This is a genomic window from Paraburkholderia azotifigens (assembly GCF_007995085.1).
Taxonomy (GTDB): domain Bacteria; phylum Pseudomonadota; class Gammaproteobacteria; order Burkholderiales; family Burkholderiaceae; genus Paraburkholderia; species Paraburkholderia azotifigens.
The window spans coordinates 1,910,896-1,923,079 of sequence record NZ_VOQS01000001.1; the positions used below are offsets into that span (position 1 = coordinate 1,910,896).

The 12,184-nt window shown below is 64.2% G+C and carries 12 protein-coding genes; 4 read left to right on the forward strand and 8 right to left on the reverse strand.

Going from position 1 to position 12,184, the window contains the following annotated elements; all coding sequences use genetic code 11:
• The 5 genes from FRZ40_RS08505 to FRZ40_RS08525 all read right to left on the reverse strand — a co-directional run bounded on the left by FRZ40_RS08505 (position 1) and on the right by FRZ40_RS08525 (position 4,923).
• Positions 1–693, reverse strand: coding sequence for an HAD family hydrolase (locus FRZ40_RS08505; protein WP_147233855.1), 693 nt, complete (start codon positions 691–693; stop codon positions 1–3).
• Complete coding sequence (locus FRZ40_RS08510) at positions 690–1,556, reverse strand: carbohydrate ABC transporter permease (RefSeq protein WP_147233856.1); 867 nt, start codon at positions 1,554–1,556, stop codon at positions 690–692. The genes FRZ40_RS08505 and FRZ40_RS08510 overlap by 4 nt, the downstream gene beginning before the upstream one ends.
• The gene (locus FRZ40_RS08515; protein ID WP_035541141.1) at positions 1,553–2,491 is read right to left on the reverse strand and encodes a carbohydrate ABC transporter permease; all 939 of its coding nucleotides are present in this window, start codon (positions 2,489–2,491) and stop codon (positions 1,553–1,555) included. Before FRZ40_RS08515 ends, FRZ40_RS08510 begins: the two co-directional genes overlap by 4 nt.
• Before the next feature lie 238 nt (positions 2,492–2,729).
• Entirely contained in the window at positions 2,730–4,052 is a 1,323-nt protein-coding gene (locus FRZ40_RS08520; RefSeq protein ID WP_147233857.1) for an ABC transporter substrate-binding protein, read from the reverse strand.
• 88 nt (positions 4,053–4,140) lie between these two features.
• Entirely contained in the window at positions 4,141–4,923 is a 783-nt protein-coding gene (locus FRZ40_RS08525) for an L-iditol 2-dehydrogenase (RefSeq protein WP_147233858.1), read from the reverse strand.
• 285 nt (positions 4,924–5,208) lie between these two features.
• On the opposite strand from FRZ40_RS08525, the gene FRZ40_RS08530 reads away from it, so the two are divergent.
• Genes FRZ40_RS08530 through FRZ40_RS08545 form a run of 4 tightly spaced genes read left to right on the forward strand, consistent with a single transcriptional unit; the run spans position 5,209 to position 8,445 of the window.
• Positions 5,209–5,727, forward strand: a complete 519-nt coding sequence (locus FRZ40_RS08530; RefSeq protein ID WP_035541140.1) for a Fur family transcriptional regulator — start codon at positions 5,209–5,211, stop codon at positions 5,725–5,727.
• A 45-nt stretch (positions 5,728–5,772) separates the two neighbouring features.
• Entirely contained in the window at positions 5,773–6,711 is a 939-nt protein-coding gene (locus FRZ40_RS08535) for a metal ABC transporter solute-binding protein (RefSeq protein WP_147233860.1), read from the forward strand.
• A complete protein-coding gene (locus tag FRZ40_RS08540; RefSeq protein WP_147233861.1) occupies positions 6,708–7,661 on the forward strand; it encodes an ABC transporter ATP-binding protein in 954 nt (317 codons plus the stop codon). The genes FRZ40_RS08535 and FRZ40_RS08540 overlap by 4 nt, the downstream gene beginning before the upstream one ends.
• The gene (locus FRZ40_RS08545; protein WP_028364544.1) at positions 7,654–8,445 is read left to right on the forward strand and encodes a metal ABC transporter permease; all 792 of its coding nucleotides are present in this window, start codon (positions 7,654–7,656) and stop codon (positions 8,443–8,445) included. The genes FRZ40_RS08540 and FRZ40_RS08545 overlap by 8 nt, the downstream gene beginning before the upstream one ends.
• 63 nt (positions 8,446–8,508) lie before the next feature.
• Here FRZ40_RS08545 and fghA read toward each other — a convergent pair whose 3' ends face one another.
• From fghA to FRZ40_RS08560, 3 genes are all read right to left on the reverse strand, one after another.
• Positions 8,509–9,363 carry an S-formylglutathione hydrolase gene (gene fghA / locus FRZ40_RS08550; RefSeq protein WP_147233862.1) on the reverse strand — a complete coding sequence of 285 codons (855 nt, stop codon included), beginning with the start codon at positions 9,361–9,363 and terminating at the stop codon, positions 8,509–8,511.
• A gap of 12 nt (positions 9,364–9,375) precedes the next feature.
• A complete protein-coding gene (locus FRZ40_RS08555) occupies positions 9,376–10,482 on the reverse strand; it encodes an S-(hydroxymethyl)glutathione dehydrogenase/class III alcohol dehydrogenase (RefSeq protein ID WP_028364542.1) in 1,107 nt (368 codons plus the stop codon).
• Positions 10,483–10,677: 195 nt separating this feature from the next.
• Complete coding sequence (locus tag FRZ40_RS08560; RefSeq protein WP_147233863.1) at positions 10,678–12,102, reverse strand: xylulokinase; 1,425 nt, start codon at positions 12,100–12,102, stop codon at positions 10,678–10,680.
• Positions 12,103–12,184: the final 82 nt, after the last annotated feature.

Here is a 12,184-nt window from a genome sequence, read left to right on the forward strand (position 1 = left end):
TCAGGCCACCGTCATGCGGTGCAGCCATCGCGAAACCAGTTCCGGCAAAAGCTTCATGTCGTCGAATACGTGTTGTGCACCGAGCCGCCGCAGCGTGTCGACCTGCTCGTCGCCCGCGTGCCCGCCGCCGATAAAGCCATACACTGTCATCCCCGCCGCCGTCGCCGCCGTCACGCCCGCCACGCTGTCCTCGATCACCAGGCACGCTTCCGGATTGACGCCGACAGCGCGTGCAGCGGCGAGATAGACGTCGGGTGCGGGCTTCGGCGCATCGACGGTATCCGCGCAAAACAGACGGCTGCCGAAGTACTTCACGAGACCCGTGCGCTCGAGCACCGCTTCGACGTAGCCGCGGTCGCTGTTGCTCGCGCAGGCCTTCGTCAGCGGGATTTGCGCGAGCGCCGCGTCGATGCCCGCGACCATCGGCGCCTTGATAGCCGACGTGCCGACCGTCATGCGGATCGCGTCGATATCGCCGGGCGTCAGCGTCATGCCGAGCGCCGAGGCCGCGCCGTGCAGCACGCGCTCGGTGCGCAGTCCGAGCAGCGGCATCACGACGGGCGCGATGTCGAGGCCCGGCCAGCGCGTTTCCAGCTCCTGCACGATGACCTTGGCGGCGATGGCTTCGCTGTCGATCAGCACGCCATCGCAGTCGCAGATCAGCGCGCGGTCTGCCTGTCTGATCTCCGTCACTTGACTGCCCCGAAGGTAAGGCCACGCACCAGCTGCTTCTGCGAAACCCAGCCGACGATCAGGATCGGTGCGACAGCCAGCAGCGAGGCCGCCGACAGCTTCGCCCAGAAGAGGCCCTCAGGACTCGAATACGACGCGATGAACACGGTCAGCGGCGCGGCGTTCGAACTGGACAGGTTGATGCTCCAGAACGCCTCGTTCCACGACAGGATCACGAGCAGCAGCGCCGTCGATGCGAGACCCGGCAGCGACATCGGCATCAGCAGATAGACGATCTCCTGCCACGTCGCCGCGCCGTCGATACGCCCTGCTTCGAGAATGTCGCGCGGGATTTCCGCGAAGTACGTGAACGACATCCAGACCGCAATGGGCAGGTTGATCAGCGTGTAGACGATCACGAGTCCGCTGACGGTATCGAGCAGACCGCTGTTCTTCCACAGCAGGTAGATCGGCACCAGCACGCCGACGGACGGCATCATCTTCGTCGACAGCATCCACAGCAGCACTTTCTGCGTGCGGCGCGTCGGGAAGAAGGCCATCGCGTACGCGCACGGCACGGCGAGAATCAGACACAGCACCGTGACGCCGACCGAGATCAGGATCGAGTTCCACGCGAAGCCGAAGTAGTTGCTGCGCGCGAACACTTCACGGAAGCTCTCCAGCGTCGGCGTGAAGAACAGCGACGACGCGTAGGCCTGCTGCTCCGTCTTGAATGCCGTGATGGTCATCCAGAAGATCGGGAAGAACAGCAGCAGCGCGATGATCCACGCAAGAATGCCCGGAATGCTGCGTCGAACGATGGCGAACGGCGAATTGACCTTCGACACGTTCGTCGTAACAGGTGTAGCGGCAATCTGGCTCATTTTTCGTACTCCCCTTTCAGGTTCTTCGCGAGCATGCGCACGAGGAAGAACGACACGATATTCGCGAGCACCACGGCGAGAATCCCGCCTGCCGATGCAAGGCCGACGTCGAACTGTTGCAGGCCGAGCGCGTAGATCAGGTACGACAGGTTGGTCGTCGCGTTGCCCGGGCCGCCGCCCGTCGTCGTGTAGATTTCGGCGAAGATCGACAGCAGGAAAATGGTTTCCATCATCACGACCACGGCGATCGCGCGCTTCAGGTGCGGCAGCGTGATGAAGAAGAACATCGCGAACGCGCCGGCGCCGTCGATCTTCGCGGCTTCCTTCTGCTCCTGGTCGAGCGACTGGATCGCGGTGAAGAGAATCAGGAACGCAAACGGCAGCCACTGCCACGCGACGATGATGATCACCGAGGTCAACGGATAAACCGCGAACCAGTCGATCGGCGCGAGCCCGACGGCGCGCATGCCGTCAGCGATGAGACCGTACACCGGGTGCAGGATCATGTTCTTCCAGATCAGCGCGGACACCGTCGGCATCACGAAGAACGGTGCGATGGCCAGCAATCGCGCGATGCCCTGCCCGTAGAACTTGCGGTCGAACAGCACCGCGAGCAGCACGCCGCCGACCACGGTGATCAGCAGCACCGCGACGATCAATTCCAGCGTATGCGCGATCGATGGACCGAACGCGGGGTCGCTGGCGAGATATTTGTAATTGTCGAGGCCCGTGAACCCTTTTTCATCCGGGTTCAGCAGGTTGTAGCGCGAGAACGAAAACCAGATCGTCATCGCGAGTGGAATCGCCATCCACAGGACGAGGACGCCGACGGACGGCGTTACGAGCCAGCGCGCGTGCGCGGCCTTGCGCGCTTCGCGTTCGTGTTCGGTTTGGGGTTCGGCATGCATGAGGGGTAGACGCAAGTGTTGACGCATGATGGACCACCTCTTCGGTAGTGCGCGGGTCGCGGGGATGTGCGGCTCGCTGTGCTGCCAGGAGTCCGGCTGACGATGCAGTTACCTCGCACTGTCAGCCGGCGTTGTGCATCGTTCCCGCCGGGTGTGCTGCTTCCCCGAGAGGCTACGGGTTGGGTCGTGGACACACCGCCCGCGTGGGGTCAAGCAGACGGTGTGCCAATTTCACTGCAGGTGTTACGTCGGTATGACGGGACGCTTACTTCTGGTAGCCGGCCTGCTTGACGGCGCGGTCCGCCGTCGCGTTGCCGGCTGCCAGCGCCTGATCGACCGACATCTGGCCGGCCACCGCACCCGAAATGCTCTGACCTACCACCGTGCCGAACGACTGGAATTCAGGGATGCCGACGAACTGCACGCCCGTGTAAGGCACCGGCTTCGCGGTCGGATGTGTCGGATCGGCGGTTTCGATGGCCTTCAGCACGAAGTCGGCGAACGGCGCAGCCTGCTTGTATTCAGGACGCGCATACGTCGACTGACGCGTGCCCGGCGGCACGGATGCCCAGCCTTCATCCTTTGCGACCAGTTCGATGTACTGCTTCGACGTCGCCCACGTGATGAACTTCTTCGCCGCGTCGGCCTGCTTCGACGACTTCGGAATCGCCAGCGCCCATGCCCACAGCCAGTGCGAACCGTTCGACGTGGCTTGCGTCGGCGCAGACGCGAAACCGACCTTGTCCGAGATCTGCGATTGCTGCTTGTTGTAAAGCATGCCGGCCGCGACCGTCGCGTCGATCCACATCGCGCACTTGCCCGACGACATCAGCGTGAGGTTTTCATTGAAGCCGTTCGAGCTCGCTCCCGGCGGGCCGTCCTTCTTCAGCAGATCGACATAGAACGACACTGCCTTCTTCCATTCCGGCGTGGTCAGCTGCGCGTGCCACTGTTCGTCGAACCAGCGGCCGCCGAACGTGTTCACGAGCGTCGTCACATATGCCATGTTTTCGCCCCAGCCGGCCTTGCCGCGCAGGCAGATGCCGTAGGTGCCCGCCGATTTGTCGGTGAGCTTGTCGGCAAACTGGGCGATCTGCTCGTAGGTCGGGTTGTCGGGCATCTTCAGGCCCTTCGCCGCGAACAGATCCTTGCGGTAATACGTCATCGAACTTTCGACGTAGAACGGCAGCGCGTACAGCGAGCCGTTGTACGACAGGCCGTCGCGCGCCGTCTTGACGACGTCGTTCAGGTCGTAATCGGCGGGCAGGTTCGCGAGCGGCGTGAGCCAGCCGCGCTTGCCCCATTGCGGCGTTTCATAGGCGCCGATCGTCATCACGTCGAACTGGCCGCTGCCCGTCGTGATGTCCGTCGTCGCGCGCTGACGCAGCACGTTTTCTTCGAGAATCACCCAGTTGAGCTTGATGTCGGGATTCGCTTTTTCGAATGCCGGCGACAGCTTCTTCAGCTCGATCATGTCCGGATTGTTCAACGTCGCGATCGTCACGGTCGCCGCGTTGGCGCTGAGGGCAGCGCACGCGAGCGCCGCTGCGCCGAATACGTTGAGCGCGGGTTTGCAGGTGGGCTTCATCGTTTGTCTCCTTTATTCGTACTTGCGTTTTGGTACGTGACCGGCGAATGCGTGCGCGCCGGGTAGCGGTTGCCGTAGTGAATGACGGTCAGCTCATCCAGTTGCCGCCGTCGACGTTCAGGGTTTGTGCCGTGATGTAATCGGCATCGGACGATGCGAGAAACAGCGCCGCCCCCGTCAGATCCGCCGGCAGCCCCATCCTGCCGAGCGGCACCGCTTCACCGACGAGACGCTTCTTCTCGCCGGGCGGCCGGTTCTCGTAACGCGCGAAGAGCGCATCGACCTGCTCCCACATCGGCGTATCGATGACGCCGGGTGCGATGCCGTTCACGTTGATCTTGTGCGGCGCGAGTGCGAGCGCAGCCGACTGCGTGTAGCTGAGCACAGCCGCCTTGGTCGCGCAGTAGTGCGACACGAGCGCCTCGCCGCGGCGCCCCGCCTGCGACGACATATTGATGATCTTGCCGCCATGGCCCTGCTCGACCATGCGCCGGGCGACGGCCTGCATCAGAAAGAACATGCCCTTCACGTTGACCGCGAAGAGTTTGTCGAAGATGTCCCAGGATTCGTCGAGGAGCGGCCGCATGTCGAACAGCGCCGCGTTGTTGAAGAGAATGTCGATCTGGCCGAACCGCTGCACCGTCTGCTCGACGATGCGCGCGATGTCTTCGCGCTTCGTGACGTCGGCGCTAACGGTCAGCACGCGTTCGCCGTCCGTTTCACGCAGCGCCTGCGCGAAGTCGCCGGCCGGCTTCACGTCCACCAGCACGCAGCGCGCGCCCTCCTCGAGATACCGCCGGGCCACCGCCTCGCCGATACCGCTCGCCGCGCCCGTCAGAATCGCCACCTTCCCTTGCAGTCGGGCTGTCACCACTGTCTCCGGTTCGTTTGGTTATTCGATCGATGCTTCGATTCACCTGAGCTAACGCTCGATGATCGAGCAATTGCTCTCGTTGTGATCGAATGATCGGATACGCGTCCGGTCATGTCAAGGCGCGTCGCTCAATTTCGATGGTGCAGCGCGGCAGCGCCGGAAGCTCGGTTACGGCTGCTTTATTAAGAATCGGCGATGACTTTGCAACGGGCAATGACATTTTTTCGAGATACGTTATATCATTGCGACCTCGTTCAATTGGCTCTGCCCGGAGTTCGTGCGATGGCCCGCTCATCCGATCTTCATTCCGCGGAGTTTGATTCCGCCCTGTCCACCCTGTCCGCCTGTCAGACGGCACAGCTCGCGCACAAGCTCGCCCGCGCCGATGCGCTCGCCGCCGAGCGCGGTCTCGCGCTGACCACGCTGCGCCGCCAGGTCTACACGCTGATCGCGCAGAGCGAGCGCCCTGTCGGCGCGTACGACCTGCTCGCCGCGCTGGAGCCGCAGCGCGGCCGCGTGCCGCCGACCACCGTCTATCGCGCGCTCGACTTTCTCGTCGAGCATGGCTTCGTGCATCGGATCGAATCGAAGAATGCGTTTTTCGCGTGCTGCCTGATGGGCGAGCCGCATCAAAGCCAGTTCCTGATGTGCGATGCCTGCGGCGACACCGTCGAGATTCCCGGCGACGGACTCGCCGCGCAGCTGCTGTCGCGCAGCGCGCCCGCACACGGATTCGAAGTGCATCACCAGGTGGTCGAGTTGAGCGGACTGTGCGCCGCCTGCAAGCACGGCCACGCCTGACGCCATCCACTCACCCCGACACCTCTCGAGCAACAGGTCATCCCGATGAACAACAACAATTCGATGTGGAAGTTTCTGACGCGCGCCGCCGCGTCGACGGTTTTCGCCTTCGCGATCGGCCAGGCAGCGCATGCGCAGGACGCGAAGATTCCCGTGGTCGCTGCGGAGAATTTTTATGGCGATGTCGTGCAGCAACTGGGCGGCGACCGCGTCGACGTGACGAGCATTCTCAGCAACCCGGACCAGGATCCGCATCTGTTCGAAGCGAGCCCGAAGACGGCCCGCGCGTTGCAGCACGCGAGCCTTGTGGTCTACAACGGCGCCGATTACGATCCGTGGATGGCGAAGCTGCTGAACGTATCGAAAAACGACAAGCGCAAGACGATCGTCGCGGCGGAGCTGGTCGGCAAGAAGAGCGGCGACAATCCGCACCTGTGGTACGACCCGGCGACGATGCCCGCCGTCGCGCGCGCAGTGAGCGCAGCGCTGGCGTCGGCGGATCCTTCGCACAAGGCGGCGTATGATGCGAACCTCGCGACGTTTCTCGGCTCGCTCAAACCGATCGACGACAAGGTCGCCGCGCTGCGCAGCCGGTACGCGCACGTGAGCGTGACGGCAACGGAGCCCGTCTTCGGCTACATGTCGGATGCGATCAGCCTCGACACGCGCAACCAGCGTTTCCAGCTGGCCGCAATGAACGACACGGAACCGAGCGCGTCGGACATCGCCTCGTTCGAGCGCGATCTTCGCGAGCGGCGCGTGCAGGTTCTGATCTATAACAGCCAGGCAACCGAGGCATTGACCAAACGCATGCTGAAACTCGCGCAGCAATCGCATGTGCCGACGGTGAGCGTGACGGAGACGCAACCGGCCGGCAAGAACTACCAGCAATGGATGCTGGCGCAGCTCGACGCGCTGGGCAACGCGCTCGCCGCCGGCAATGCGGGCAACGCGGGCAACGCGAACAAGGGAAAGACTCAATGAACACGCCTCGCCGCCAGGGATCGCCGGGCACGTCACCCGTGCTCGAACTCGATCGCGTGACGCTCGAACTCGGCGACCGCACGATCCTGCGCGACACCAGCTTCACGATCAATCAGGGCGAATTCATCGGCGTGCTCGGGCCGAACGGCGCGGGCAAGACGACGCTGATGCGCTCGGTGCTCGGCCTCGTCCCGGCGGCGAGCGGGTCGGTACGCGTGCTCGGCGAGCCTGTCGTGCGCGGCAATCCGTCGATCGGCTACATGCCGCAGACGCGCAGCGCGCTCGCCGGCCGCCGCGTGCGCGGCCGCGACTTCGTGGCAATGGCCGCCGACGGACATCGCTGGGGCTTGCCGCATGCGGATGCCAAGGCGCGCGCCGATGTCGACCGTGTGCTGGAACTGGTCGGCGGCAGCGCGCTGGCGGCACGCCCGCTGTCGGAACTGTCGGGCGGCGAGCGGCAGCGGCTCTTGCTCGCGCAATGTCTGCTCGGCAATCCGCGTCTGCTGCTGCTCGACGAACCGCTGATCAGCCTCGATCCGCATCATCAGAAAGCCGTCGTCGAACTGGTCAGGCGCGTGCAGCAGGAACTCGGCATCGCCGTGCTGTTCTCGGCGCACGAACTCAATCCATTGCTGCACGCGCTCGACCGCGTGCTGTATCTCGGCAATGGCGTGGCGGCGCTCGGCACCGTCAATGAAGTCATTACGAAGCCGGTGCTCTCGCGCCTCTACGGCTCGACCATCGACGTAATGCGCGTGAATGGCCGCATCTTCGTGATGTCGGGCGACTTCGATGTCGAGAAGCACGATCACGAGCACGAAGACGACGACCATCAGCATGGCGAGCCGCACGGGCACGGACATTCGAACGGACATTCGCATGGCCACGCGCACGGCCAGAAGCAGACTCACCATCACGCCTCAAGCGACGGACACACGCACGATGTTTGAATACGATTTCATGGTCAACGCCTTCGCGGCGTCGGGGATTGTTGCCGTGCTGTCGGGCATCGTCGGCTATTTCCTCGTGATGCGCGGGCAGACCTTCGCGGGGCATGCGCTGTCGCACGTCGGCTTCACGGGCGCGACGGGCGCGGTGCTGATCGGTATTTCGCCCATCTGGGGGATGATCGGCTTCACGCTCGCGGCGGGCGTGGGCATGGGCGCGCTCGGCGAAAAGCTGGCGGGACGCGACGTGGCCATCGGCGTGATTCTGTCGCTCGCGCTGGGCTTCGGCTTGCTGTTTCTGCACTTCTTCACTGCGTACGCGACGCAGGTCACGGCGCTGCTGTTCGGCAACGTGCTCGGCGTCAGCTCGTCGACGCTCGCGGTTCTTGCTGCGCTCGGTGTCGTCAGTCTGATCGCGCTGGCCGCGATCATGCGTCCGCTGCTGTTCGCATCGTTGCAGCCAGAGCTGGCGGAAGCGAAAGGCGTGTCGCTGCGCCTCGTGTCGGTGCTGTTTCTCGCGATTGCGGCGCTTGCCGTGGCCGCATGCACGCAGATCGTCGGCGTGCTGCTCGTGTTCACGCTGATGGTCGGACCTGCCGCCGCCGCACAAAACCTGTCGACACGGCTGTCAATCGGCCTCGTGCTCGCCGCGCTGCTCGCGCTCGCGCAGGCCTGGCTCGGCGTGACGCTCGCGTTCTATACCGACTGGCCGACGAGTTTCTGGATCACGCTGCTCGCGGCGCTGGTCTACGGTGCGAGTCTGCTGGCGCAGCACATGCGGCGTTGAAGCGCCAATAAAAACGGGGTGGCTTTCTCCGAGCCACCCCGTTTTGCTTTTGGCACTTCACTTTCAAGAAGCCTGGCCGAGCAGCACCTTCGCGTGATGCGCGATGTGATCTTCGATGAAAGTCGAGATGAAGAAATAGCCGTGGTCGTAGCCTTCATGCCGGCGCAGTGTGAGCGGCTGCCCTGCCGCCTTGCACGCCGCGTCGAACACGTCAGGATTGAGTTGCTGCGCGAGAAAAGCATCGGCGAGACCCTGGTCCACGAGAATGCCTTCGGCGAACTTGCGCGTTGCCTTACCGACGAGTTCGCTCGCGTCGTACTGCTTCCACGCTTCACGATCGGCGCCCAGATAGCCGCTGAACGCCTTCTCGCCCCATGGACAACGCGTCGGCGCAGCAATCGGCGCGAACGCCGACACTGAACGATAGATGTCCGGATTGCGCAGCGCGAGCATCAGCGCGCCGTGGCCGCCCATCGAATGCCCGAAGATGCCGAGCCGCGAACCGTCGACAGGCAATTCGCCGACGACCGTTTCGCGCAGTTCGTCCCGCACGTACGAGTACATCCGGTAGTGCTTCGACCACGGCTCCTGCGTCGCGTCGACATAGAAGCCCGCGCCCACGCCGAAGTCCCACGAATCCGTCTCGCCCGGCACGCCCGCGCCGCGCGGGCTGGTGTCGGGCGCGATCAGCGCGATGCCGTGCTGCGCGGCGAAGCGCTGAGCGCCCGCCTTGATCGGAAACGTCTCTTCCGTGCAGGTCAACCCGGCAAGATAGAAGAGCGCCGGCACCTTCTTTTGCGCCGCCTCTTTCGGCATGAAGACGGAGAAGCGCATCGGTAAGCCGATCACCTTCGACTCATGCCTGTAGATACGCTGCGTGCCGTTGAACGACGCGTGCGATTCGATCAGTTCGAGCATCGCGCCGCTCCTTTAGTAGATGACGACCGAGCGGATCGACTCGCCCTTTTTCATCAGGTCGAAGCCTTCGTTGATCTGGTCGAGCTTCAGGTGATGCGTGATCAGGTCGTCGATATTGATCTTGCCTTCCATGTACCAGTCGACGATCTTCGGCACGTCAGTGCGGCCGCGTGCGCCGCCGAACGCCGAGCCCTTCCATTGACGGCCTGTCACCAGCTGGAACGGACGCGTGCTGATCTCTTCGCCCGCCGCCGCCACACCGATGATGAACGACTGGCCCCAGCCCTTGTGCGTGCACTCGAGCGCCTGACGCATCAGCGTCGTGTTGCCGACGCATTCGAACGAATAGTCCGCGCCGCCGTCCGTGAGTTGCACGATATGGTCGACGACGTTCTCGACTTCCTTCGGGTTGATGAAGTGCGTCATGCCGAACTTCTTCGCCAGCTCGACGCGGCCCGGATTGATATCGACGCCGATGATCTTGTCGGCGCCGACCATCTTCGCGCCCTGAATCACATTGAGACCGATGCCGCCCAGACCGAACACGACGACGTTCGCGCCCGCCTCGACCTTCGCCGAATAGACGACGGCGCCGACGCCCGTCGTCACGCCGCAGCCGATGTAGCAGACCTTGTCGAACGGCGCGTCTTCGCGGATCTTCGCCACCGCGATTTCCGGCACGACGATGTAGTTCGAGAATGTGGACGTGCCCATGTAGTGAAACAGCGGCTTGCCGTCGAGCGAGAAGCGCGAGGTTGCATCGGGCATCAGGCCTTTGCCCTGCGTCGAGCGGATTGCCTGACACAGGTTCGTCTTGCGCGACAGACAGAACTTGCATTGACGGCATTCCGGCGTGTAAAGGGGGATCACGTGATCGCCCTTCTTCAGCGTGCCGACGCCCGGCCCCGTATCGACGACGACACCCGCGCCTTCGTGACCGAGGATCGCCGGGAAAATGCCCTCGGGGTCGGCGCCCGACAGTGTGTAGTAGTCGGTGTGACAGATGCCCGTCGCCTTCACTTCGATCAGCACTTCACCGGCGCGCGGACCTTCGAGGTCGACTTCTTCGATCGTCAACGGTGCGCCTGCTTTCCATGCGATTGCTGCTTTCGTCTTCATCGTGAATGCTCCTGTAGTTCCTTGAACCTGTTATCTGACCTGTTCCTGCGAATTCGTTCGCTCACTGCCGTGAACCGTTGCGGCCCGGATTGTCCCTCATGTTCGCGCGCCGCGCCTCGGACATCATCGCGCATCGGCAAGACGCGTGAATGGCATGCCGCGCCGCGCGATTGTCCTGATGCGACGGTGCGCCGATCATGCGGGTGGCTGCGCGAACCACGCCTCGACGCGCCCGTAGAGATCGATGAAACGCGCATAACGTGCAGCGAGTTGCGCATCGTCTTGCGGTCCGGCGACGCGCGTTGCTGCCGGCGCGAGCGCGGCGAGGTCGCCCGCATGCCAATGACCCGCAGCGATGCCGCCGAGCATGGCCGCGCCACGTGCCGCCGCGTTCGGGCAATCGACGGCATGCAGTTCCACCTGCAGCGCATCTGCGAGCAATTGCCGCCAGCGTGGATCAACCGAGCCGCCGCCCGCGAGACGCAGCGCCGGCACACGCGCACCGCTTTGCCGGATCGCGTCGAGACCGGCGCGCAACGAGAACGCGACGCCTTCGAATGCCGCGCGCATCATCGCGCCGCGCGACATGCCGAGTGCAAGGCCCAGCCATCCGCCGCGCGCGGCGGGATTCAGCCAGGGCGTGCGCTCACCCGTCAGATACGGCAGAAACGTGAGACCGTCCGCGGCATCCGACTCGAATGCGTCGCGATAGGCGTCGTGCCAGTCATACGAGAGCCAGCCGCGCACCGCTTCGAGTGCGACGCCAACGTTCTGCATGGCGGCCATCCGATACCAGTGATCCGTCGCCGCCCGATATCGATGCAATCCGGGCACGGCGTCGGGCTCTTCAGTCGCGAGTACGAGAATCTGGCCGCCCGTGCCCGTGGTCAGCAGCGCGTCGCCGTCGCTTGCCAGTCCGCTGCCGAGCGCAGCGCATGGCGTGTCGCCCGCCCCCAACGCGAGCACGATGCCCGCGCGCAAGCCGAGCGCCTGCGCCGCTTCTTCCGACAGCGTGCCGCCCGCGGCATAAGACGGCGCGAGCGGCGCGAACCAGTCGCCTGACAGGCCAAGCCGCTCGACCAGTGCGCGATCCCAGGCACCGGACGGTTCGGCTAGCGCCGTCGCGCAAGCATCGGAGGGATCGGTGGCGATCGTGCCGCCCAGTTTGAAGCGCAACCAGTCTTTGGGCTGCAACGCCCAGCGCGTGGCGTGCATCGATTGCGGCTCGTGCAGCGCGACCCAGCGCAGCAGCGGACCGGCCATGCCGGGCGCAACGGGATTGGGCTGCGGCGCGGGCCATGCATCGAGCAGGGACACGGCGCGCGTGTCGGGCCAGAGCATCGCGGGACGCACGGCATGACCATGCGCGTCGCTCAGCACGACGCCATGCATCTGGCCGGAAAAGCCGATGGCTCGCACGGCGCTGCGTTGCGCCTCGGGAAATCGCGCAGCGGCTTCGCACAGTGCGCACCACCAGACCTGCGGGTCGATTTCCGCCCAGCCCGGATGCGGCGTGTCGATTGCATACGCGATGCTGGTCGCGACCTGCTCGCGGCCTTCGTCGTCGATGATCGCGAGTTTCAGTGAACCTGTACCGAGATCGATGCCAAGAAAGGACATAAATGCGATGCGTCAAATAAGCGGTTGCTGTTGCAGGTGATCGCGTGCATCACGGATAGGGCGCGCGCTTCTTTTGCGTGAC